This is a genomic window from Taibaiella koreensis (assembly GCF_003545715.1).
In the GTDB taxonomy this organism is placed as follows: domain Bacteria; phylum Bacteroidota; class Bacteroidia; order Chitinophagales; family Chitinophagaceae; genus Taibaiella; species Taibaiella koreensis.
The window spans coordinates 62,807-86,667 of the sequence record NZ_QVNU01000011.1 but is presented as its reverse complement, the minus strand read 5'-3'; the positions used below and the strand labels follow the sequence as shown (position 1 = coordinate 86,667).

General features: G+C 50.4%; 23 protein-coding genes. 7 read left to right on the top strand and 16 right to left on the bottom strand.

The window, feature by feature from the left end:
- Positions 1–213 precede the first annotated feature (213 nt).
- From DZK30_RS24845 to DZK30_RS24830, 4 genes are all read right to left on the bottom strand, one after another.
- Positions 214–405, bottom strand: a complete 192-nt coding sequence (locus tag DZK30_RS24845) for a cold-shock protein (RefSeq protein WP_118976907.1) — start codon at positions 403–405, stop codon at positions 214–216.
- A gap of 98 nt (positions 406–503) precedes the next feature.
- Positions 504–725, bottom strand: coding sequence for a hypothetical protein (locus DZK30_RS24840; RefSeq protein WP_118976906.1), 222 nt, complete (start codon positions 723–725; stop codon positions 504–506).
- Positions 726–937: 212 nt separating this feature from the next.
- Entirely contained in the window at positions 938–3,637 is a 2,700-nt protein-coding gene (gene gyrA, locus DZK30_RS24835; protein ID WP_118976905.1) for a DNA gyrase subunit A, read from the bottom strand.
- A gap of 382 nt (positions 3,638–4,019) precedes the next feature.
- Positions 4,020–4,604, bottom strand: a complete 585-nt coding sequence (locus DZK30_RS24830; RefSeq protein ID WP_118976904.1) for a hypothetical protein — start codon at positions 4,602–4,604, stop codon at positions 4,020–4,022.
- A 109-nt stretch (positions 4,605–4,713) separates the two neighbouring features.
- Between DZK30_RS24830 and DZK30_RS24825 the strand changes: the two genes are divergently transcribed.
- Positions 4,714–5,256 carry a glutathione peroxidase gene (locus tag DZK30_RS24825; protein WP_118976903.1) on the top strand — a complete coding sequence of 181 codons (543 nt, stop codon included), beginning with the start codon at positions 4,714–4,716 and terminating at the stop codon, positions 5,254–5,256.
- Between the two features lie 103 nt (positions 5,257–5,359).
- Here DZK30_RS24825 and surE read toward each other — a convergent pair whose 3' ends face one another.
- Together surE and DZK30_RS24815 are read right to left on the bottom strand one after the other, a co-directional pair.
- Positions 5,360–6,184: a 5'/3'-nucleotidase SurE gene (gene surE, locus DZK30_RS24820; RefSeq protein ID WP_118976902.1), complete on the bottom strand. Its 825-nt coding sequence runs from the start codon at positions 6,182–6,184 to the stop codon at positions 5,360–5,362.
- A gap of 18 nt (positions 6,185–6,202) precedes the next feature.
- The gene (locus DZK30_RS24815) at positions 6,203–6,997 is read right to left on the bottom strand and encodes an ABC transporter permease (protein WP_162903447.1); all 795 of its coding nucleotides are present in this window, start codon (positions 6,995–6,997) and stop codon (positions 6,203–6,205) included.
- A 147-nt stretch (positions 6,998–7,144) separates the two neighbouring features.
- Between DZK30_RS24815 and DZK30_RS24810 the strand changes: the two genes are divergently transcribed.
- Positions 7,145–7,729 carry a hypothetical protein gene (locus tag DZK30_RS24810; protein WP_205529562.1) on the top strand — a complete coding sequence of 195 codons (585 nt, stop codon included), beginning with the start codon at positions 7,145–7,147 and terminating at the stop codon, positions 7,727–7,729.
- 41 nt (positions 7,730–7,770) lie between these two features.
- Positions 7,771–8,427, top strand: coding sequence for a hypothetical protein (locus DZK30_RS24805; RefSeq protein ID WP_118976899.1), 657 nt, complete (start codon positions 7,771–7,773; stop codon positions 8,425–8,427).
- A gap of 45 nt (positions 8,428–8,472) precedes the next feature.
- Here the strand turns inward: DZK30_RS24805 and serC are convergent, their stop codons facing one another.
- From serC to icd, 5 genes are all read right to left on the bottom strand, one after another.
- Complete coding sequence (gene serC / locus DZK30_RS24800; RefSeq protein ID WP_118976898.1) at positions 8,473–9,534, bottom strand: 3-phosphoserine/phosphohydroxythreonine transaminase; 1,062 nt, start codon at positions 9,532–9,534, stop codon at positions 8,473–8,475.
- 37 nt (positions 9,535–9,571) lie between these two features.
- Positions 9,572–10,945: a DNA repair protein RadA gene (gene radA, locus DZK30_RS24795; protein ID WP_118976897.1), complete on the bottom strand. Its 1,374-nt coding sequence runs from the start codon at positions 10,943–10,945 to the stop codon at positions 9,572–9,574.
- 144 nt (positions 10,946–11,089) lie between these two features.
- Positions 11,090–11,866, bottom strand: coding sequence for an SH3 domain-containing protein (locus DZK30_RS24790; protein WP_118976896.1), 777 nt, complete (start codon positions 11,864–11,866; stop codon positions 11,090–11,092).
- Between the two features lie 29 nt (positions 11,867–11,895).
- Complete coding sequence (locus DZK30_RS24785; RefSeq protein WP_118976895.1) at positions 11,896–12,435, bottom strand: hypothetical protein; 540 nt, start codon at positions 12,433–12,435, stop codon at positions 11,896–11,898.
- Positions 12,436–12,799: 364 nt separating this feature from the next.
- The gene (icd, locus tag DZK30_RS24780; protein ID WP_118976934.1) at positions 12,800–14,155 is read right to left on the bottom strand and encodes an NADP-dependent isocitrate dehydrogenase; all 1,356 of its coding nucleotides are present in this window, start codon (positions 14,153–14,155) and stop codon (positions 12,800–12,802) included.
- A 165-nt stretch (positions 14,156–14,320) separates the two neighbouring features.
- Here icd and DZK30_RS24775 point away from each other — a divergent pair, with 165 nt between their 5' ends.
- The gene (locus DZK30_RS24775) at positions 14,321–15,277 is read left to right on the top strand and encodes an MlaD family protein (protein ID WP_118976894.1); all 957 of its coding nucleotides are present in this window, start codon (positions 14,321–14,323) and stop codon (positions 15,275–15,277) included.
- Positions 15,278–15,405: 128 nt separating this feature from the next.
- Complete coding sequence (locus DZK30_RS24770; protein WP_118976893.1) at positions 15,406–16,335, top strand: NAD(P)/FAD-dependent oxidoreductase; 930 nt, start codon at positions 15,406–15,408, stop codon at positions 16,333–16,335.
- Between the two features lie 155 nt (positions 16,336–16,490).
- Here the strand turns inward: DZK30_RS24770 and DZK30_RS24765 are convergent, their stop codons facing one another.
- The gene (locus DZK30_RS24765) at positions 16,491–16,685 is read right to left on the bottom strand and encodes a cold-shock protein (protein ID WP_118950158.1); all 195 of its coding nucleotides are present in this window, start codon (positions 16,683–16,685) and stop codon (positions 16,491–16,493) included.
- A gap of 163 nt (positions 16,686–16,848) precedes the next feature.
- Here DZK30_RS24765 and DZK30_RS24760 point away from each other — a divergent pair, with 163 nt between their 5' ends.
- Entirely contained in the window at positions 16,849–18,786 is a 1,938-nt protein-coding gene (locus DZK30_RS24760; protein WP_118976892.1) for a T9SS type A sorting domain-containing protein, read from the top strand.
- A 216-nt stretch (positions 18,787–19,002) separates the two neighbouring features.
- Positions 19,003–20,682 carry a S41 family peptidase gene (locus tag DZK30_RS24755; protein ID WP_118976891.1) on the top strand — a complete coding sequence of 560 codons (1,680 nt, stop codon included), beginning with the start codon at positions 19,003–19,005 and terminating at the stop codon, positions 20,680–20,682.
- A gap of 43 nt (positions 20,683–20,725) precedes the next feature.
- Here DZK30_RS24755 and atpA read toward each other — a convergent pair whose 3' ends face one another.
- The 4 genes from atpA to atpE form a co-directional block, all read right to left on the bottom strand.
- Positions 20,726–22,303 carry a F0F1 ATP synthase subunit alpha gene (gene atpA / locus DZK30_RS24750; RefSeq protein WP_118976890.1) on the bottom strand — a complete coding sequence of 526 codons (1,578 nt, stop codon included), beginning with the start codon at positions 22,301–22,303 and terminating at the stop codon, positions 20,726–20,728.
- Between the two features lie 59 nt (positions 22,304–22,362).
- Positions 22,363–22,923: an ATP synthase F1 subunit delta gene (atpH, locus tag DZK30_RS24745; RefSeq protein ID WP_118976889.1), complete on the bottom strand. Its 561-nt coding sequence runs from the start codon at positions 22,921–22,923 to the stop codon at positions 22,363–22,365.
- A gap of 50 nt (positions 22,924–22,973) precedes the next feature.
- On the bottom strand, positions 22,974–23,468 hold the full coding sequence (gene atpF, locus DZK30_RS24740; protein ID WP_118976888.1) for a F0F1 ATP synthase subunit B: 495 nt from the start codon (positions 23,466–23,468) through the stop codon (positions 22,974–22,976).
- A 120-nt stretch (positions 23,469–23,588) separates the two neighbouring features.
- The gene (gene atpE, locus DZK30_RS24735) at positions 23,589–23,837 is read right to left on the bottom strand and encodes an ATP synthase F0 subunit C (RefSeq protein ID WP_118976887.1); all 249 of its coding nucleotides are present in this window, start codon (positions 23,835–23,837) and stop codon (positions 23,589–23,591) included.
- Positions 23,838–23,861 lie beyond the last annotated feature (24 nt).

Genomic DNA, 23,861 nt, shown 5'->3' with positions numbered 1-23,861 from the left:
TTCTTAATTTATACCGCTTTTGGTATGCAGGATATATGTATAATGACGGTTTGGCAACCGAAATGGAAAGTATAGATGATGGTAAAGTTCCTGAGAGCTATTCCTAGCGTCGTAAGGCAGGTGTAAGATATTCTTTTAAGTCTTTCATACACAGGCTATGGCATAAAAAAAGCACGCCCTGAGGCGCGCTTTGAAAGACTCTATCCTGAAAAATCAGATAACTTTCACATCGACAGCATTCATTCCTTTAGGACCTTGCTTGGTAGTAAAGGAAACGGTATCGCCTTCACGGATCTCGTCAATAAGTCCGGTAACGTGAACAAACAGGTCGGCGCTGCCATCGGTGGGGGTGATGAAACCAAATCCTTTGGTTTCATTGAAGAATTTTACTTTTCCTTCTTGCATTGTGTAATCAATAAAAATGAATAAAGTGCAAAGTTAATGTAAAACGGCCGGATTAGCGGAATTTTTTGTCGGGAAATATCATTTTCGCTGCTGCGATGCTATCCGAAATGCTCCTGCAGTGCCACTCCGGCAGGCTGCAACGCCGCTGTAAACGACCGGGTACTGAGTATAAAGCGGGTCCGGTATTCGGCATAAAGAGTAGCGATCTCGTCAATGGCCCGGACAAACATATTGTCGTTGGCAACGGAACAGAAGTTTTCCCAACTTTTGAATCGCTTGCTCAGCGCATATTCTTGCTTGATTTGTTCGAGGGATTTCATACGCGTTACGGGGTGTTTAGCGGGTAAATTAATTTTTGGTTAACTGGTTGAGCAAGTAACACAAAATTTCGACACACTGTTTCCCGTTGCGGAGATTTTAACATTGGCTTGCCGGAGCCATGGCAAGCCATAAAAATGGAGCAGCACGGAACAGCAAAAAGAGCCGGTTATTATCCGGCTCTTTTGTATAATACTATGTGTGTTATAAATCCTTATTCGGGCGTTTCCTCCTGGGGTTCGCCGGCTGTATCGGCTGCAGGCGGTGTATCCGGACCATCAACAGAAGGCTGATCGTGTTCGCCTTCTTCGATCAGTTCTTCTTCCTGGTCCTGTATACGGGCAATGGCCGCAATCTCGTCGCCCTGGTCCAGGTTGATCAGCTTCACACCCTGTGTGGCCCTACCAGCCTCGCGTATGTGCTCTACCTTCATCCTGATCGTAATACCCGATTTGCAGGTGATCATCAGATCGTCCTTTTCTTCCACAGCGAGTAAGCCCACCAGGCCGCCTGTTTTTTCGGTTACATTGATGGTCTTTACACCTTTACCGCCACGGTTGGTAATACGGTAGGAGAGGGTATAGGGTATCTCGTTGCCGGCCTCGTCGCGGATCATGATGGCTTTGGACAGCTCTTCTTCGGGAGCATCGGCTTCCAGCTTTTCGAGGAAAGGTGTGCGTTTACCCAGGCCATTTTGCGATACCACCAGGATCTGGTTCTGAATACCGTCTTTGGGTAGACAGATCATGCCGATCACTTCATCCTGCTCGTTTTCCAGCTCGATACCATATACACCTATGGCGCCACGACCTGTCTCCCTCACTTTTTCTTCGGGGAAGCTGATCGCACGGCCCGATTTTACTGCCATCATAATATAGCTCTTACCGTCGGTGAGCGATACGTCGAGCAACTGATCGCCTTCCTGGATGGTAATGGCGTTCACGCCGCTCTGGCGCGGACGGCTGAAATCGCGGAGCTTCGTCTTCTTAATAATGCCTTGCTTGGTACAGAGTACGATGGAATGACTATCGACAAAGGCTTCGTCATCCAGCCGGGGCACATCGATCACCGTGCGGATCTTATCGTCGGCAGGTATCTGGATAAGGTTCTGTATGGCCCGTCCCTTAGCATTCTTATCGGTTTCGGGTATCTCGTATACCTTGAGCCAGAAACAGCGTCCTTTCTCTGTAAAGAACAGCAGGGTATGGTGTGTAGAGGCAACGAAGAGGTGTTCGATAAAGTCTTCCTCACGGGTACGGCCGCCCATAGCGCCGCGTCCGCCACGCTTTTGCGCGCGGTAATCGGCTACTGAAGTACGCTTGATATAGCCGAGATGCGATACGGTGATCACTACATCTTCTTCTTCGATCAGGTCTTCGATGCGCATCTCATTGGCCAGGTACTGGATGTCGGATTTGCGCGCGTCGCCGAATTTCTTTTTCACCTCTTCCAGCTCTTCCTTGATGATGTCCATACGCATCGACTCGCTGTCCAGGATCGCTTTCAGGTGGTTAATGGTCTTCTGCAATTCTTCGTACTCGGAGCGGATCTTATCGATCTCAAGGCCTGTGAGCGTACGCAGACGCAGCTCCAGGATGGCTTTGGCTTGTATCTCGCTCAGTTCAAATGCCTTGATCAACTCTTCACGGGCATCGTCGGGTGTTTTGCTTTCCCTGATGATCCTGATGGCGCGGTCCAGATCGTCCTGTGTACCGATCACCTTCATGTAGCCTTCGAGTATATGTGCTCTTTTTTCCGCTTCCCTCAGTTCATACTGTGTACGGCGCACGACTACCTCGTGGCGGAAGTTTACAAACTCCGAGATCAGATCTTTAAGGTTAAGCGTACGCGGGCGTCCTTTTACCAGCGCAACATTGTTGATACCGTAAGAGGTCTGCAGCTCGCTGTACTTATACAGCTGGTTGATGATGACCTGGGCTACCGCGTCGCGGCGCAGCTCAACCACAACCCTGGTGCCATCTTTATTGGATTCGTTGGCCACATTGGTGATACCATCGATCACCTTGTTGTTGACCAATGCGCCGATCTTTTCGGTAAGCGCGTCGCGGCTCACCTGGTAAGGTACCTCGGTGATCACGATCTGCTCTTTTCCGTTCTTTTGCATTTCTACGTTCACCTTACCGCGTAGTACTACGCGTCCGCGTCCGGTCTGCATGCCGGCTTTTATGCCATCGATACCGTATATCGTGCCGCCGGTGGGAAAATCCGGAGCCTTAACGTACTTCATCAGCTCATCTATCGTGATCTCATGGTTGTCGATATAGGCAATACAGCCTTCAATCACTTCCGTAAGGTTATGTGGCAGCATATTGGTAGCCATACCTACGGCGATACCGCTAGAACCATTTACCAGCAATTGGGGAACGCGGGTGGGCAGTACGGTAGGCTCCTGGAGGGAGTCGTCGAAGTTGAGCTGGAAATCTACCGTTTCTTTATCGATATCGTCCAGCATGCTTTCGGCATAGCGCTGCAGACGGGCTTCGGTATAACGCATGGCTGCCGGTCCGTCGCCGTCCTGGGAGCCAAAGTTACCCTGGCCGTCGACCAGCATATAGCGCATGCTCCAGGGCTGGGCCATACGTACCATAGCGTCGTATACGGAAGCATCGCCGTGCGGGTGATACTTACCCAGCACCTCGCCTACCACACGCGCCGATTTCTTGTAAGGCTTGTTGAATTGCATGCCCAGCTCATTCATAGCAAAGAGCACACGGCGATGCACGGGCTTGAGGCCGTCGCGCACATCGGGCAGGGCGCGGCCCACGATCACCGACATAGAATAATCTATGTAGGCGGTCTTCATCTGTTCTTCAATATTAACGGAAACCAGCCTGCTCGGGCTATTGTGTTCCCCGCCTTCCTGAGGCGGGATATTGTTTGTGTTTTCGTCCATTTTGACTGTTTAGAAAGGAATGCAAATGTACGAAATACGGGGCTAAAAACGGGGTTTAAAGCCCATGTTTTGATAGGAAGAAGAGAAATGTGGAGAACTTTTTATCTTTAAATTTAGATTCCTTTAGTGATTTGATTTTTAATTATATGTATATTGTGAAATATTATTTTATGAATCTAAAATTGCTAACGATATACAAAAGCGGAAAAAAGCATCTCCAGACCTTTGGTACGGTTAAAAGAAAAGGGATTATCTGGCACACCCCTGCCGCCTTTTTAGGTTGAATAAGTGGATAAAATAGCTTTTATTCTCCGAAATAAGAACCGATCAGATAATCTATGTCTCTGCATTTGGTAAAGTCTATCTGTTTTGTCTTGTTTTCTTAATCCCCGGGCGGAATCGTCATTATTAACCCTAAATGCTGATGTTGAAAATCCGGAGCCATTTTCCCGGTTAATTGTATGTAACAAAAATTGGAAGGCACGAGTATCGTACCACGTTTGCCGGTGGTTCGGTAAAAGGCCTGGAGCTTGTACTTTCCGGGATATCGAATACAATTTATGGAGAAGGGCTTTAAATGGTCCATACTGGTTTTGGTTTGAGGGTAAACAGGGAGGTAACGATCATCCTGGAAACCTTCCACATAGTCGACATGAGCGCAATAATCATTATATTCTACAAAATCTCTGATTGAATCTGCAAAGTACCAGGTCTTGAAAAATATATCACTTAGCAGGACTGGTTCGCTTGCATAGGTAACAAAGGGCACGTGGGGTAGGTAGAAGGTGTCATATGATCCGTTCTTGAATGTGATCGTAAAAGAAACGTTGTCGTATGCATCGTTGATATCAGTCTCAGGCTGGTTCGCTTCCAAAACAATCCTCATGCTACCGGTATCTCGAAGATTAGGCTCTTTTGCATGTGCCTTCGATATTAAAACAAAACAGAAGAAAAATAAATATTTCATACTTAAAGATAATTTTTTTACCTAAAAAGAGCATCACAGGTTAACCAACTTTAAACGTTCCCGCATTTTTTGTTGTTGTACCTTGCATTAAATCTCAACTCAAATCTCTATGCGATTGCTTTCTCTCTTGGTCTCGCTTTTTTTTCTTAGCCCCAAAAGCCAGGCGGGCGATGTGCCCAAATCCATTTACGACTTTAAAGTAGAAGGTCTGGAAGGTGGATCGATCGATTTCGCCCAGTTTAAAGGAAAAAAGATACTGATCGTCAACACGGCGTCCAAATGCGGTTTCACACCGCAATATGCCGAGCTGGAGAAGCTGTATGAGCAGTATAAAGACAAACTGGTGATCGTAGGATTCCCGGCCAATAACTTCATGTTCCAGGAGCCTAAAGGCAACAAGGAGATTGCTGAATTCTGCCAGAAAAATTATGGTGTTTCTTTTCCTATGGCCGCTAAAATATCGGTTAAGGGTAAGAACATGGCCCCCATTTACCAATGGCTGACCAACAAAGATTATAATCACTACGACAATACTTCGGTAGGTTGGAACTTTCAAAAATACCTGATCGATGAGCAGGGTAACCTGGTTGCCATGTTCCCTTCCAAAGTGAAGCCGCTGAGCGATGAGATCGTAAATGCGATTAAAAAATAAGATACGCCTCCGGGTCCGAAAAGACAAAGGGCTGTCCCGTTTCCCGCGGAACAGCCCTTTGTCTTTTTGATTGCTCTTTATGTAAGGGCACAAGACAGCTCTCCTATTCTGTATCGGGCAGCGCATCTGAGCGCTGGAACTGCGCGAAATCCGGATATTTGTTTTCCAGCCATTGCCTGATCCTGTCGTCGGTAAAATCGATACGTACCGGAACAATAGATGCATAGCCCTGGTTCAGCGCCTCGATATCGGTATCGGCGCCCCGGTCGCGGTTAACGAACTTGCCCGTCATCCAGTAATAGTCGCGGCCGCGCGGGTCCTTCCTTTTATCAAAGTTTTCGGACCATTTGGCATCCGCCTGACGGCATACCTTGATGCCTTTGAAGGCAGTCTGCTTCACCTTGGGTATATTAACGTTAAGCAGGAAATTTTCGGGCATAGGCTCTGCAAGCATACGCTCCACCACCTCCCTGGCCACCATTTTGGCGATGCTGAAATCTGCATCAAAATTAAAATCCTGCAGGGAGAAGCCTGCTGATGGTATCCCTTCAACGGCCGCTTCCATGGCCGCGCTCATAGTGCCCGAATAGATCACATTGATCGAGGCATTGGAGCCATGGTTGATACCGCTAAGGCAGATGTCGGGTTTATGATGCAGAATCACATCGTGGGCCAGCTTCACACAATCTACCGGCGTACCGCTGCTTTGGTAGGCCTTCACGCCGAGGTCCTGGAATAGATTCACCTCGTCGAGGCGGAGCGGCTTTCCTATGGTAATGGCATGGCCCATGCCGGATTGCGGACTGTCGGGCGCTACCACTACGATCTCGCCCATGCCATGCACGGCTTCTATAAGGCTGCGGATGCCCGGCGCTGTGACGCCGTCATCATTGGTAATCAGGATTACCGGTCTTGTATCTTGGTCCATAACGATTTGATCAGTTCACTACCAGTCTGTCTTTGCCAGCCTCCTGCGACCCAGCAGGTAATACAGTACAATCCAGGCTACAGTCGCACCGAGATAAGTCCAGTCGCCGGGAACAGAACCGGCGGGGAGCGTAGCCCGCAGCATCCGGGAGGGGTTGGCCGGAAGCAGCTCGTCGCTGCATTGCAGGGGCAGGAAAAGATCGCCGGCCGGGTATTTATATTTGAAAAGAATAAGCACATGGAGGATCGCTTCTACAATAAGGCTGTAGCACATGAGGATGCCTATGCTGAGGCCACTGCGCCGGAAGAAGAACGATAAGGTAAGCGCGAAGCCGAAATAATTAAGACAAAGGAAAAACAGGTAGACCAGCTTTTCGCTGCCATCGAATAAGGTACCGATCGATAAGCCGCCCACTATGCCCGACAATAAGCCCAGCAGGAAAGTGAACAGCGTGGTGGCCAGACTAAAGACAATAATGAGGAGCCATTTGGCATGGAAGAACTGTAACCGGGTCCAGCCATCGATAATATTCTGCCGGTTGGTCCGGTACTGGAATTCGTTTGTGGCGATAATCGCGACCAGGATGGCGAGAATGATCACGAAATAGCTGGCAAAAAAGCAAAGATCGTCCCATACCCCCGAGAAGCTGGAGGCCTTCCCGAAAAGCGTAATGCCACCTGCGCCCACATTGAACCAGCCAAAAGCAATCGATATGTAGAACAGGGAAAGTAGGAGGGCAAAGAGCAAGGTCAGCACACGGAAGGTGGCATATTTCCGCTGTTTCATCCATTCTATACTAAGCAATTGTATCATAAGCAGGGCATTTTGCAGCATCAACGCCGCATCGACGGAACCACCATTCAAAGATAAGCCCTGAAGATGTTGGAATCGTTATTTTTACCGGAAATTATTGTCATGTCTTGTTTTTACCCGCCTGTAAGTCCGCTCCGGATAATGATCATGCGCGCTATAGTTACGTTGCTATTGGGCAGTCTGCCGCAGCTTGCCGGTGCGCAGAAAGCGATGCCGGCACAGGTAAGCGTATCGGTTGTCAAGGCTACGGACGACGATAACCTGATTTTGTACCGGCAGGATCGCCCGCTGAAGAGCGGCGATTTTAAAGGCCGGTCCGATAAGGCTTCACCGGGCGTTGGCACTACGTACAGCGGTATTCTTATGACCATAGAAGGTAACGAAGAGCGTGGCGTAATGAAGGTTGCTGTAACCCTCACCATTTACTTCGACAAGTCCCGCTCCTGGATGAAAAAGGAAGGTCGCAATGCCACTGTGCTGGCGCATGAGCAGCTGCATTTCGACCTCACGACAATCAAGGCCTGCGATCTCGTGCGGGCCATTGCCGCAGAGCATTACGATATCGATAACGTGAAGCCGCGGCTACGGGCGCTCCAGCAGCAATATACGCAAGCGCTCGGCGAGTTGCAGCAGGCCTACGACCGCGAAACCCGCCATGGCACTTTACCGGAGGAGCAAGAACAATGGGCGCAGCGTGTGGCCCGTGACCTGGCAGCTGATTCCTGCTGGTAGGTATCTTCCTTATTTGGCTTTTCTGGTTAACTTTGCGCCCGATGCAGACAAAACTACAGTTTCCGGATGTACAGGCATACAAAGGATTGCGCGGTCCCTCCCGCGTCATCTCTTATATCTTTCACCCGGTATTCATGCCCACCATCATGGCCATCCTGGTCAGCTATCTCAACCGGTCGGCTTTCGCCGCGCTGGATACGCCGCATCGTTTGCAGCTCCTGGGCAACATTGCACTCAATACCATTTTCTTTCCTATCATCAGCACACTGCTGCTAAAAGCCCTTGGCTTTATTGAAAGCATACAGATGCATAACAGCAGGGACCGGATCATTCCGCTCATCGCTACCATGATCTTTTATTTCTGGGCCTACCTCATTATGAAGAATGTGCAGGCGCCCTTGTCTTTACGTGTGCTCATGCTGGGGGCTTTCTGGGGTATCATTGCCGTTTTTATCATCAATATCTTTATTAAGATCAGCATGCATACGGCTGCCGCCGGCGGTGTGCTAGGTATCGTGCTGGTGGTCATGATGATCAGCCATATCAATCTTTTCCTGCCCTTGCTGGGCGCCTTGCTTATCGGTGGTATTATCGGCACCGCCCGCATGGTGCTGCATGCGCATAAGCCTTCCGAAGTGTGGCTGGGCTACCTGGTAGGCGTGGTGGTACAGCTGGCCGCCTACTGGTATCTGAAATAGGCGACTTGCAGAAAAAAGACCATTTTTTGCATTTAGTATACAGTCCTATTGCTGCTGCTCGAAGGCTTGCATTGCTGCTATCAGCTGTTGCACATTCTCGACACTGATCGCGTTGTACAACGACGCCCTGAAACCACCGACGCTGCGATGCCCCTTGATGCCTGTAATGTTCCGTTCCCGGGCAAAATTGAGAAAAGTCTGCGTATGATTGTCATCATGTGTTCTGAAGCAAACATTCATCAGGCTGCGATGTTCCTTTTGCGCTACACCATAAAATAGTTGGCTGTCGTCTACTGCCTGGTACAGCAAGTTTGCTTTTTCGCGGTTGCGCTGCTCTATGGCATCGATACCGATGCTGTCGATCCAGCGCAGGGTAAGCAAGCTGCAATAGATGGCAAATACAGGCGGTGTATTGAGCACGGAGTTATTAGCGGCCTCGTCCTTGTAGGAGAGAATACCGGGCAGCTCCCGTTTTTGCCTTTCGAGCATCGATTTGCGTACGACCACCAGCGTAACGCCGGCAGGGCCTATATTCTTTTGCGCCACAGCATAGATAAGGCTAAACCGGCTGTAGTCCAGCCGGCGGCTGAAGAGCTCCGAGCTCATGTCGGCCACCAGTGGTACGGTCGTTTGCGGGAAACGAAAGAATTGCGTGCCGTAGATCGTATTGTTCGAAGTGAGGTGTACGTATTGGAGTTGCTCGGGAATATCGCCCCAGTCGGGTATATAAGTGTACTGGTCGGTTTTGGAAGAGCCTAGCACTTCGGTATAGCCATACAGCCGGGCGTTGTGCAGGGCCTCTTCGGCCCAATGCCCGCTTTCGATATAGCCGGCCGTCTCATCGGTTCCGAGAAAGTTCATCGGCAGCATGGAGAATTGCAGGCGTCCGCCGCCCTGCAGCCACAATACAGCATAGTCGTCGTCCAGGCCGAGCAGCTTTTTGACCAGTCCATTGGCTTCTTCAAGAATAGCGGTAAAGGCTTTGCCCCTGTGCGCGATCTCCAGGATAGACAGACCACTGCCATTGTAGTCGAGTATGGCTTCGGAAGCCTGCTGCATTACGGAGCGGGGCAGGGTAGCCGGACCGGCGTCAAAATTAATGAGCATAATAGATGGTCTTCAAAGATGGAACAAATAGGATAAACTAATTGAAAAAAGTCTGGTACACGTCACTCACTTTATTGGCCAGTCTGATCTCGATACCGAAATGGGTCTTATCCAGGCCCTTGGCATTGGCCTTGGGAATAACGATCATATCCATACCCATTTTGGCGGCTTCCGCAATACGCTGTTCGATACGGTTTACCGCCCTGATCTCGCCGCTGAGGCCTACTTCGCCTACCAGGCATACATTGGAAGGCAGGGCTACATCTTCGTAAGAGGATAGCAGGGCGCATACGATAGGCAGGTCGATAGAGGGATCTTCGATCTTGAGACCACCTGCGATATTGAGGAATACGTCCTTCATACCGAAGTGAAAGCCGCCCCGTTTTTCAAGCACTGCCAGCAGCAGCTGCAGCCGGCGCAGGTCGAAGCCGTTGGTGGTGCGCTGCGGTGTGCCATATACCGCCTGCGTCGCCAGGGCCTGCACTTCGATCATCATAGGGCGCAATCCTTCGATCGCTGCGGCAATAGCGATGCCGCTCAACGGTTCATCGTGTTGGGTCAGCAATACTTCCGAGGGGTTGGTAACACCTCTCATACCCTGAGAGGTCATTTCGTAAATGCCGAGCTCGGATGTAGAGCCGAAGCGGTTCTTCAGCGTACGGAGAATGCGGTAGGCGTAGTGACGGTCGCCCTCAAACTGAAGCACGGTATCTACCATATGCTCCAGTATCTTGGGACCGGCAATAGCGCCGTCCTTGGTAATGTGGCCGATAATGCATACCGGCGTATGGGTCTGTTTGGCGAAGCGTTGCAACTCGGCGGCACATTCCCTTACCTGGGATACACTGCCTGGTGCGCTTTCGATATAGGGCGATTCCAGCGTCTGTATCGAATCGATGATCACCCATTGCGGTCTTATCTTCTTGATCTCCTGGAAAATGGTGCTGGTATCCGTCGCGGTGAGCAAGTACAGGTTCTCATTCTTCATGCCCACCCGCTCGGCCCGCATCTTGATCTGGTGCGCGCTTTCCTCGCCCGACACATAAAGCGTTTTTCCCTGGACCCATTGCATGGCGCACTGCAGGAACAAGGTCGACTTGCCTATGCCGGGCTCACCGGCTACCAGCACAACGGAGCCCTGTACCAGGCCACCACCGAGCGTACGGTTGAGCTCGGTATCGGGCAGCAGCATACGGGTCTCCTCTTCTGCAACGATCGATTCGATGCTTTTGGCCTTGCCCGTATCTTTGCGTTCTTCGCTCCATAGCTCGGTTACAGAAGGTTTTCCACCGGGCTTTTCTGTTTTTTCTTCTACAAAAGTATTCCATGCGCCACAGGAAGGACATTTACCGGCCCATTTCGGGCTTTCAAAGCCGCATTCCTGGCAAAAAAAAGCAGTCTTCGTCTTCAATTGAAATCATTTAAGTTGCCGGCCAGGGCCAACAGCATGCAAGTTACCGATTCTCTCCCGGATATATTTTCCTGTCATCAGTCTTCCGCATTCACGCAGGCAAAGCACCATGGCAGAAAAGCAGGGATGTATAACAAGCTGTTTTTATACCCCGCTGCTATAGGTAACGATTACTTCGGCTTCTATATTCCTTACCGAGAGGGAGGAATAACCGCCGTCTTCCCAGCTCACCTTGATCTCGTCCAGCCAGAGACCATTCTCATGCGTGTACCTCACTTCCCAGGTATATACAACGCCCTGCGCATCTTTGGTGGTATACTTGCCTTCTTTGAGCTCGGGGCTTGTCTTGAATACAGGTGCATACTCCGTAAGGTTCCGGATAAGGTTGTACACAGTTACCGTTGTCTGGTCGGGAAACTGCAGTGATTCGGCCATGTATTCGTAGCCGGTAAAGCTACTGTACACCATCCCGTTCTTATACAGCTGGCGGCTAACCGACACGCCGCCTTCCGAAATGCGTTCGTGTTGCTCTTCTTTAACCAGCGGGGCGCCGGCTACGGGCGACAGCTGTGCGGCATAAGCCTTCAGGTCTTTGGTGCCGGAACGGGGCGGTGCCAGCCGCGACAGGTAGGCGTCGGCCACATAGCCCAGGGTATCTTTATACTTCACTTTGCGCCAACTGGAGGGCAGGCCGCCGATAACGGCCTGTTGGCCGGATAGGGTATCGTCGCTCATGCTCATACCGGTAATTTTGGTACCATAAGCGATGCGGGTAAGCACCCTGGCTTTATCGCCCGGACCCTGCCGCAGGCTAAGGCCGGCGGGTGCAGTGGTGTACAGGGCTTCCTGCGCCGAAAGGCTGAACGTAATGGCCAGGAGCAACGATACGGTAAGCATCGTGATGCGGATAGATCGTTTCATGGCCGCTAAGATAGGGAAGTCGGATGACCTTATGATAATCTTCCGGTTTGCCTGTCGCGGATAAATAGGCTGATGACGGAAACGGCCAGTATATAGCCTGCCAGCGTAAAGGCCAGCTGCAGCAGATCGGGTAGGGCATAGGGCAACGCTGCAAAAAGATCCAGTTGCAAGGTACCCGCCGCGGTTGCGATGCGTTCTGTGGCTATGGCGGCAAGCATGAGTATGGCCAGCAATAACGTGGCAGCATGGCTATTGCGCAGCCGGCGCCACCAAAATGCCATAGGCAATACCAGGTACACGATGATAAGGAATATATAGATGGCATTGCCCCTGACCGGCGGCGGAGTAAGGGGGAAAAACCGGTAACACCATAAGACATATATACCCGTGATCCATTGGCAGGTCGCTGTAACCAGTAAAAGAACGTTGGAGGCCAGCAGTAGGTGTCGGAAAAGACGACCCTGGTTCTTCCAAAGCCAGGCCAGCAGGAGCAGCAATAAGGTCAGCAGGGCAAAGCCGTTATACACGCCGTTGGTCCAGCGGCTGACATAAGTATACCACTCATTCATAGGATAAGGATATTAGCTGTTTACTTGTGAGAGAAAAAATAACCGTCCCGGAAAAACCGGGACGGTATCTTACTAACCCATTAAATTCACTAGTATGGCTACAAAAATAAGCTTCTGTCCAGAATAAATGAAATCGAATTTATCAACATTGCCTATAAGGTCGAAAGGTGATTTTTATTTTTTTACTATAAATTGATTTTCATATTATTGGGGTGGATATTGAAAGTCAATTATCGTACCCTGTTCTATGGGATAAAATGCCGGTTGGGGTAAAGTATCTTCCGTTAAAAGGGCTGGGCCCATAAAAAATACCAGCCGGAACAAACTCCGGCTGGTATCGATTTGAAATAACGTATATAACCACTTACAGCTCTGCTTTCTTCAGGATCACCGGAGAAATATGCAGGCCCATATTGCGGATGATCTCGTTGGCAAACTCGCTGGTCTTGAGCAAGGTGGCATCGGTCATCAGGTTGTAGAAATCGATGGTCACCGTTTTGCGCATAATGGTAGCGCTAAGGCCGCCGGTAATCAGCTCGGCCGCTTCGTGCCAGCCCAGGTATTCGAGCAGCATCACGCCGCTGAGGATAAGGGACGAAGGGTTCATGGTATCCGTATTGGCAAAGCGGGGCGCGGTGCCATGGGTAGCTTCGAATATCGCATAGCCGGTATCGTAATTGATATTGGCGCCGGGTGCGATGCCGATGCCGCCTACCGCTGCCGCCAGGGCATCGGAAATATAGTCGCCGTTCAGGTTAAGCGTAGCCACTACAGAGTAATCTTTAGGCGCCAGCAGGATCTGCTGCAGGAAGTTGTCGGCGATCACATCGTTGACGAGGATCTTGCCGTTGCTCTTAGCCGTGCGTAAAGCTTCGTTGGCTTCTCTTTCCCCTTTCTCTTTCTTGATGCCTTCCCATTCGTCCCAGGTAAATACTTTGTCGCCGAATTCGGTACGGGCGAGCTCGTAGCCCCAGTTTTTGAAGCCGCCTTCGGTATACTTCATGATATTGCCTTTATGCACCAGGGTGACCGTAGGCCTGTGGTGGGTAATGGCGTATTCGATCGCTGCACGGACAAGGCGCTCCGAACCCTCTTTGGAAACCGGCTTAACGCCAAAGGAAGAGGTCTCGGGGAAGCGTATTTGCGTTACGCCCATTTCTTCGAGCAGGAATTTCTTGAATTTTTCGGCTTCGGGGGTGCCGGTCTTGTATTCGATGCCGGCATAGATGTCTTCGGTATTTTCCCTGAAGATCACCATGTCTACCCACTCCGGATGCTTTACCGGTGAAGGCACACCCTGGAACCAGCGTACCGGACGAAGGCATACATATAGGTCAAGTGTTTGGCGCAGGGCCACATTGAGCGAGCGGATACCGCCGCCGATGGGCGTGGTCAGCGGCCCCTTGATCGATACCAGGTATTCCTTTGCGATATCCAGGCTTTCTTCCGGCAGCCATTCGCCGGTTTGGTTAAAGGCTTTTTCGCCAGCCAGTATTTCTTTCCAGTGTATCTTGCGGGTGCCGTCGTAAGCTTTTTCCACTGCTGCATCCAGCACCTTTACAGATGCTTTCCATATGTCGGGGCCTATGCCGTCGCCTTCGATATAAGGAATAATGGGCTGCGCCGGAACGTTTAGCTTTTTACCGGGACCCATTGTGATCTTTTCGCCCGGAACCGTAGAAGAAGCGGTATGATTGGTGGCTGTATTTGCCGCTGTCATGATAAAAACTATTTTGAATTTGAGGCGTAAAATTACGTATTTACGGCGGTATTCCGGGCTGGAAAAGCAAAAGAATTCGTAGGTTTCATTCTTAACAACCACTTAAACATAAATGGTCCGTGAATTGTATTATTAATTACTTTTGGTGAACAAATACAATCATCTATGGCCATTAAAATGAAGAATGAAGTTAAGATCGGGATATTAGTTGCTGCGACCATTACTATGTTTATCCTTGGCTTCAATTTTCTCCGGGGCCGGGGCGTTTTTTCTTCAGACAAATCTTATTATACTTACTACGACAATGTGCAGGGCCTGCAGGAAGCTGCCGTGGTACAATTGAAAGGCTATGCAATAGGCAAAGTGTCTGAAATAGAACTGCAGCCCAATCGCACCATTAAAGTTACCTTTCAGCTGAATAAGGATATAAAGGTACCCAAAGGAACCACGGCGCAGCTGGCAGCCGGTGATCTCATCTCCGGTACCAAGCTCATCAGCCTGCAGATGACCAACGATCCCAACTACCTGCCCGAAGGCAGCTTTATCCAGGGCAAGGCCTCGCAAGGTATCCTGGATAACCTGAGCGACCAGGTGTCGCCGCTGGTAGGCGTGGTGCAGCATACGGTAGTAACGCTCGATACCTTGCTGAATACGGTAAACAATATTATTAACGATGATACGCGCAAGCACCTCAATAGCAGCTTTGCTTCGTTGGAAGTAGCCCTGGGCCAGCTTTCGGGCCTGGCTTCGCAGTTGAATGCCCAGAGTGGCAGCCTTGCCGGTGTGATCAAAAATGCCAATAGCATTACCGGCAACCTTGCCAACAGCAATGCCCGCATTTCCAATACGCTCACCAACCTGGAAACGTTTTCCACTTCGCTCAACAACGCCCCCATACAACAAACCGTGGAGGAGCTGCAGCGCACAGCTACCGCGCTACAGGGCATTGTATCCAAGATCAACGACAACAATGGCAGCCTGGGTATGATGCTAAGCGATAAACAACTGTACAATAACCTGACCAGCACGCTGGGCAGCCTCGATGTGTTGCTGACCGATCTGAAAGCACATCCTGCCAAATACATCAATGTATCTGTATTTGGCCGCAAAGCCAAAGAATAGCATACAAAGGCATTCAAACCAGATACTACATGGTCCGGCTATGGCCGGATCATTTTTTATGAACTTTTTAAATGCAACTATGTTGCATTTGTGATTATCTTTGTGGTCAGATAAAATTTCTGTCAGGTATGAATGGTAAACTGGATTACGAAGTGATTATTGTAGGCGGAAGCTATGCCGGCCTCTCGGCTGCTATGGCCCTGGGCCGGGCTTTGCGCCGCGTGCTGGTGATCGATGCAGGGGAGCCCTGCAACCGGAATACGCCACAATCGCACAATTTTATAACACACGACGGTACGCCGCCTGCGGTGATCAGCCAGATCGCCCGGTCTCAAGTACGGTTTTACCAAACAGTGCAATGGCAGGAAGGGCGCGTAAGTACATTGCTGAAGACAGCAGATGGATTTGAGGCCGTGCTGGAAGGCGGCGAGCGCTATACAGCGCGAAAAGTGCTGCTGGCAACGGGTATGAAAGACCTGTTGCCCGATATTCCCGGCATGGCCGAATGCTGGGGTATTTCGGTGCTGCATTGTCCCTACTGTCATGGCTATGAGGTTCGGGGCCGTGAGACCGCAATATGGGCTAACGGCGCTATGGCCCTCGAAATGGGAAAGCTGATCGCTCACTGGACCAGCCGGCTGCAACTGCTTACCGATGGGTCTTCCACGATACCGGAAGCCGATAAAGCAGCGCTGGAAGCCAACGGCATTAAGGTGATCGAAAAACGGATCAGCCGGCTGTCGCAGCAGGCAGGGCATCTGGATGGTATCCTGTTTGACGATGGTAGCCGGCTGGACCTGGAAGTGTTGTATGCCCGTGTACCCTTGCAGCAGCAGCTCGATGTAGCCGGCCAGCTGGGCTGTATCCTTACCCCGGCGGGCTTAATACAGGTCGACGAGATGCGACAAACATCGGTGCCGGGTCTTTATGCCGCCGGCGACAACAGCATACAAGCGCGATCGGTAGCCGCCGCGGCAGGCGCGGGTAACTTTGCAGGAGCGGCCATTAACCGCGAGCTTATCGAAGAGCATTTTCTCGCCACCGGTACATTCGGCTGATCGCCGTTATACATCCTGCTGAAAATAGTAGCAGGCGCAATTGAAGCAGGTTTTTCCCGATGTTCCCTATATCATCGGGATAATCAAAATATAAAAGGAGCCGCCCGGGAAAGAGCGGCTCCTTTTGTTGCTGCAAAGGTGTAGATATGTTCTGATCAGATAACGGTAACGTTAACTGCATTCAACCCTTTTTTGCCATTTTTTACCTCGAAGGTAACCTTGTCGTTCTCCCTGATCCTGGCGCCTTGAAGGTCAGAAACGTGGACAAAAACGTCGGGGCCGCCGTCGTCGGGTTTAATGAAGCCAAATCCCTTGGTTTCATTGAAAAATTTTACTGTACCTTCTTGCATTGTGTTCAAATGAAATAATGAATAATGCCCGAAAGTACCGGAAAAACCCTAAAAGAAATCTTAAATGATTGGTTTGAAGCCGGGTATTTTTTGCAAATAATGCAGGTTGCCAACCGGTACTTTTATAGATTTTAGGTGTCAAATAGATAAAATATTCTATACCATGAATAAAAATCTATTATTAACCATCTTGCTGCTGCTCGGATGGCATACCGGCATTTGGGCGCAATCTGTTCCCGACAACGCCGAAGGCCGCCTCTGGCGGTTATGCAAAGTATGGGGCTATCTCAAGTATTATAGTCCACGTACCTGCCAGCTGAATTGGGATAGCTTACTGCGGGTCAATGTTCCTCTTGTTAAAAATGCTGCTACCAATACCGAGTTCAATGACCATATCAACGATCTGTTGCAATATGTCGGTCAAATCCCCACGGCCCAGACATCTTTACCACCTGTCTCCGACTCCAACCTTAATTTACAGCTTGGATGGGTCGAAGACATCGTTTTTTCTGCAGCGGTCCGCGGCTTCCTGGATACCTTTAACAGCAGGGCAGGGCACAACGATTCACTGGCTTGCCGGGTAAAGCTCAATGATCGCACCGATCCTGCATTTACCAGTTTTGTTGATTTTAGAAAAGACCAGGTAGGCTACACCACCAACTTTAATTTGGAGACAGACAGGCTGGTTACCCTGTTTTTTCACTGGAATGTCTTTAATTACTTTGGGCCATATCGCCGTCTGGCCAATCAAAATTGGGATAGCGTATTGCTAAACCTCATTCCCGAAGCGATTGCCGTACCCGGAGGGATCGATTTCACCAAAGTATTAGCCAAGCTTCAAAGTCGCAAAGATGACTCGCATGCCTTCCTGTCGGCCTTCGTATGGGATAGGTATCTTGGTAGCTTCTACGCTGGTTTGAAGCTAAAGAAGGTTGAAGGCCGAATTATTGTTGCTAAGGTCAGACCGGAAGTAGCCGGCGTCGCTATGGGTGATGAGCTATTGGCGATCGACGGTATGCCGGTGGACGGGATTATCGGCAGCTATCCAGACCTGTTTGCTGCTTCCAATCCATCTTCCTTTTACAGGGACGCCTGCAACCTGCTTGTGAGGGGGAATGGGCCAACGAGCTATACATTCCGTAATGCTTCGTCCCAAACCTTTACGGTCACTGTCGATCATACGATATACGCAGGCGATTGGTATCAATGGTGGTCGGGTACGCCGGGTACGCCGGCATGGAGTACTCTATGCAATGGCTATGGCTATGTACATATGGGAAGGTTGCAAAGGGCACAGGTAACGCAGATGTACGAAGAGCTGAAGGATAAACCGGCGATTGTCTTTGACGTGCGCAACTATCCCAATGGAACTATGATAGATCTGGCACGCTACTTGTTTCACGAACCAGTAATCACAGCACGTGTTTTCCAGCCCGACCCGGTTGCGCCGGGTTGGTTCACGGTGATCAATGACAGTACCAACCTGGGAACATGGTCTAATCCCAATCCCTATAGCGGCCGCCTTTATTTCCTGGTTAATGAGGAAACCCAAAGCCATGCGGAATATACCGTGCAATACCTGAGTCATGTACCCGGGGCGAAAGTAATAGGCTCGCAGACGGCGGGTGCAGACGGTAATGTCAATATCATCCTGGACAGGAACATTTATTTTTACTTTACCGGTCTGGGTTGGTATTACGACGACTGGTACCAATGCCAGCGCAACGGCATCAAGATTGACGAGGTGGTCACACCCACTATAGCCGGTATTCGCGCCGGTCGCGACGAGGTGCTGGAAAGCATTACCGGCTGCCCCACAGGCGTCAGTAATGCGGCGCCTACATCACTGGCCGTCAGTCTGTATCCCAATCCGGCTGCCGATCAGCTGACCCTTCATATCGGTGCTGACGGGGATGAAGTGCTGTCACTGCGCATCAGCGATGTGGTGGGTAAGATTTGTTATCGTATGGCGGGAAAGAATGTAGCCAAGCCGGGTGGCCATATCGCTATCGATGTACACGCCTTGCCGGCTGGAGTTTATTTCCTGGACATGCGCTCGGCCACAGGAAAGGTTTTTACCACAAAATTTGTAAAGCGATAGGTTGGGGTACCGGTTAATCTTTACGGACTATCCCGATATAGGCAACATTAGCCAAATTCTTCTTGATAACGGTTGCTGAGCCCGTCGAAGCACCTTTTATAGCTGTCCTTTACCTTCGGTAAGAAAAGTTCGACATGCTCAAGGACCGGAAATTGTTTTGTTTCCTATATCGGGATAGTCATTTAATCTTTTATTTTGTGATCGAACCTATCCCTCATGAAAAAAGAGCTTTTCCTGCTTGTTCAGCTGCTATTGGTGTTGTATACCGGCAGCAGGGCACAGGCAGTACCCGATAATACGGAGGGGCGCCTCTGGCGGCTTTGCAAAGTATCCGGCTACCTCAGATACTACAGCCCGAATACCTGCCGGATCAATTGGGACAGCCTGCTGCAGCAGACGATCCCATTGGTGAAAAATGCGACCAGCAACGCGGCATTCAACGATCACATGGATCAATTCCTGCAGTACGCCGGTCAGATACCTGCGACGCTGGCAACACTGCCCCCGGTTGTTGATTCGAATATGAACCTGCAGCTCGCATGGACAGATGATCCTGCTTTTTCTGTAGCAGTGCGCGACTTCTTAGATACATTTAAGTGCCGGGCCGGATATAACGATTCCCTGGAGTGCCGCCTGATCCGCAACCAATATAGGGATCCGGCCTACAGAAGCTATGTCGACTTCAGCAAAGACAAATTGTCCTGTGTTACAAGCGACAGCCTCGAAGCGGACCGGCTCCTGCAGCTGTTTTATTATTGGAATGCTTTCAATTACCTGGGGCCTTATCGTAATCTGGCCGATCAAAGCTGGGACAGCGTTTTGCTGCAGGCTATCTCCGAAGTAATGGCGGCCCCGACCACCACAGCCTTTGTTAAAGCCCTGGCCGGAATGCAAAGCCGTTTAGACGATTCACATGGCTTTTTTAAGTCGGAGGCCTTGCGTCTTTTCCCAGGCTCTTTTACGGGCTTGCGCCTGCGTTGGGTAGAAAACAAAATCATTGTAGACCGGGTGATGCCGGATATCCCTGGTGTTTCGACAGGCGATGAGCTGTTGGCGATAGACGGTGTGCCTGTGGCCACGATCGTCAATTCCTATCATGACCTTTATCCCAGTTCCAATGAGCCGGCCTTTTACAGGGAAGCCTGCAGCTTGCTGGTCCGTGGCCCCGGGAAAGGCCGGAGAAGCTTTATGTTCCGCAATGCCTCTGCCCATACCTATACAAGGGATATCAATGATACCCTGGACGGTGCACAATGGTCCCGGTGGCTGACACAAACAGACCGGATGCCGGTATGGACGACATTGTGCAATGGCTATGGCTACGTAAATATGGGTAAATTGATGCCCGAGCAGGTAGACAGCATGTATGCGGCGCTGAAAGATAAGCCGGCGATTGTGTTTGATGTACGTAACTATCCCAATGGTACCATGGCGGAGCTGGCGCGTTACTTGTTTTCCGCACCGGTAACTACGGCACTTATCTTCCGGCCCAATCTGAAGGCGCCAGGTTGGTTCAGCCGGGATAACGATAACACCAACCTGGGGACATGGTCCAATCCCCATCCATATAAAGGCCGCCTTTATTTTATGGTCAACGAAATGACCCAAAGCCATGCAGAGTATACCGTACAATACCTGAGCCACGCGCCCGGCGCTATAGTGGTCGGTTCGCAGACGGCGGGCGCAGATGGTAACATCAATATCATCAATCACCAGGACAAAACATTCTGGTTTACCGGCCTGGGCTGGTACTACGACGACGGATACCAGTGCCAGCGTAACGGACTGAAGATCGACCAGGTAGTACGGCCAACAATAGCCAGTATGCGCGCCGGCCGGGATGAGGTGCTGGAAAGTATTACCGGTTGTCCGATAGTGGACAATAAAAACAAATAAGCCCCGCGTAAGCGGGGCTTATTCTATAAAATGGTGTCGTTATTTATTTGAATTGCGGGATCAGGCCTTGTGCCAGCGCTACCATTTTGCTCAGTCCTTCTTCGGGCAGGTTGCCTTTCTTGAACTCAGCCAGCAGCTGTGGCATTTTGCTTTCCAGCTCCATCATAAAAGCATCTTCGAACGCTTTTACCTTTTTCACCGGCACTTCGCGCAGCAGGTTATTGGTACCCAGGTAAATGATCGCTACTTGCTTTTCTACAGGGTAGGGATTGAACTGGGTCTGCTTCAGGATCTCCACGTTACGGGCGCCTTTGTCGATTACGGTCTTGGTAGCCGCATCAAGGTCGCCGCCAAATTTGGAGAAGGCCTCCATCTCGCGGTACAGGGCCTGATCGAGCTTCAGCGTACCGGATACTTTCTTCATAGATTTGATCTGAGCGCTACCACCTACGCGGCTTACAGAGATACCTACGTTGATCGCAGGGCGGATGCCGGCGTTGAACAGGTTACTTTCCAGGAAGATCTGGCCATCGGTGATCGAGATCACGTTGGTAGGGATATAAGCCGATACGTCACCAGCCTGGGTTTCGATGATCGGCAGGGCAGTAAGGCTACCGCCGCCTTTCACCATATGTTTGATGCTTTCGGGAAGATCGTTCATGTTCTTCACGATGGCGTCGTTGTTAATCACTTTGGCAGCACGCTCGAGCAGACGGCTATGCAGGTAGAATACGTCGCCGGGATAGGCCTCACGACCGGGCGGACGACGCAGCAGCAGAGAAACCTCACGGTAAGCTACGGCCTGCTTGGACAGGTCATCGTATACCACCAGGGCAGGGCGTCCGGTATCGCGGAAGAACTCACCGATAGCAGCGCCGGCAAAGGGAGCATAGAACTGCAGGGGAGCCGGGTCGGCAGCGGAAGCGCAGACTACAGTTGTGTAGGTCATGGCACCGTTCTCTTCCAGCGTCTTCATTACTGCAGCTACGGTAGATGCTTTCTGACCAATCGCTACATAGATACAATATACAGGTTTACCTGCTTCGAAAAATTCTTTCTGGTTGATAATCGTATCAAGACAGATGGCAGTCTTACCCGTACCACGGTCACCGATTACCAACTCACGTTGGCCACGTCCGATGGGGATCATGGCATCGATAGACTTGATTCCGGTCTGCAGCGGCTCTTTTACCGGCTCACGGAACAATACGCCGGGGGCTTTACGCTCGATCGGCATTTCGTACAACTCACCGCTGATAGGACCTTTACCGTCGATGGGTTCACCCAGGGTGTTGACCACGCGGCCGATAAGGCCTTCACCTACTTTAATGGATGCGATCTTGCCGGTACGGCGCACTTTAGAACCTTCTTTGATAGAATCACTTTCACCCATCAGTACCACACCCACATTGTCTTCTTCCAGGTTCAGCGCGATAGCCTTGGTGCCATCTTCAAATTCTACCAGCTCGCCCTGGCGTACACCACCCAGACCGTAAACGCGGGCAATACCATCGCCCACCTGCAGTACTGTTCCTACTTCTTCCAGATCGGCAGAGCCGTTGAAGTTGCTTAACTGTTGGCGCAATATCGCCGATATTTCATCCGGTTTGATCTCAACCATTTTCTATAGGAATTAAAAAGATAAAATGAATTGTTGTTTTTGTTTGTCAGCCCTGTCGCTTACATATCGGCAACGAACAGGTTTTTGGTAAACTGTTGCTTGATGTCGTTCAGGTCTCTCCTGATGCTCGCATCAAACAGTTTGTCGTCTACCTCCAGAGTAAAGCCGCCGATCAGGTCCTCGTTCACAAAAGTATTCAGTTCCACGTGTCCATCGGCGATCGAGGCTGTTACTTTATCAAAGATCAGCTTTTTAACGTTATCGTCAATGGCTACAGCAGTAGTCAGGTTTACCGTACGGATATGCTTCAGTTCTTTATACTGGGTAGAGAATGCCTCTACGATCTCGGGCAGATAGAACTCGCGTCCCTTGTTCACCAGCAGATTAATAAAGCCCATAGTGACCGGCTGTACCCTGCCATCCAGCACCGTGTGCAGGATAGCCATTTTCTTATCCGATTTTACCACAGGGCTTTTCAGCATCAGTACAAAGTCGTGATTGCTCTGGCATATCTGCTGTATCAGCTCCATATCATCCAGTACCGCTTCCAGGGCGTTTTGTTCCTGGGCGATATCGATCAGCGATTTGGCATACCTGGATGCGAGACGGGGATTTTGCATATATTCAATTGTCGCGTTGACGGAATAGCGGCGGCGCTATCCGGGAATGATTAATTCAGTTTGATCTCGTCGGCCAGCATCTGCACAAAGCCCTGCTGCGCTTCTTGTCCTGCAAGTTGCTTGCGCAGTATCTTTTCGGCTACTTCTACGGCCAGGTTGCCGATCTCGTTCTTTACCTCGGTCATAGCGGCCATTTTCTGGCGCTCGATCTGCAGACGGGTATCTTCCAGTATCTTATTCGCTTCCGTTTTGGCTTGTTCTTTCGCTTCGTTAATGATCCTGTCCTTGGTTTCTTTAGCCTCTTTCAGCATCTGGGTGCGCTCTTCGCGGGCCTGGATCAGCAGGCTCTCGTTCTGAGACTGCATTTCCTTCATTTCTGCTTTTACCTTTTCGGCAGCAGCAATGCTGTCGGCGATACCGCTTTCACGCTCTTGCAGCGCTTTTACGATAGGGCCCCAGGCAAATTTCCTCAGGATGAATAAAACGACCAGGAAGGCGAGCAGGGTCCAGAAAAACAAACCTAAATCAGGAATAAGCAAATCCATTGCTGTAAAATTTGAATTGTGAATTAAATTATAGCGCTTTTACTTTCTATTTTCGTAAAGAACAGCTGCGTCCTCGGCCCTTTGCGTCGGGCGCAGCTGTTGTAAATGACCGTACCGAAATTATTTCAGTACTACCGCCAGCAGACCGGCAATTACCCCAAACAGGGCAACACCTTCCACGAATGCAGCGGTAAGGATCATGTTGGAGCGGATATCGCCTGCAGCTTCGGGTTGACGGGCGATAGATTCTACCGCACCTTTACCGATCTGACCGATACCAACACCAGCTGCCAGAGCAGCAATACCTGCACCGATTGCGCCTAAACCTGCGCTTTCAGCTGCTAACATTACAGTGTTCAACAGAGACATTGTATTATGGATTTAAAAATGAAA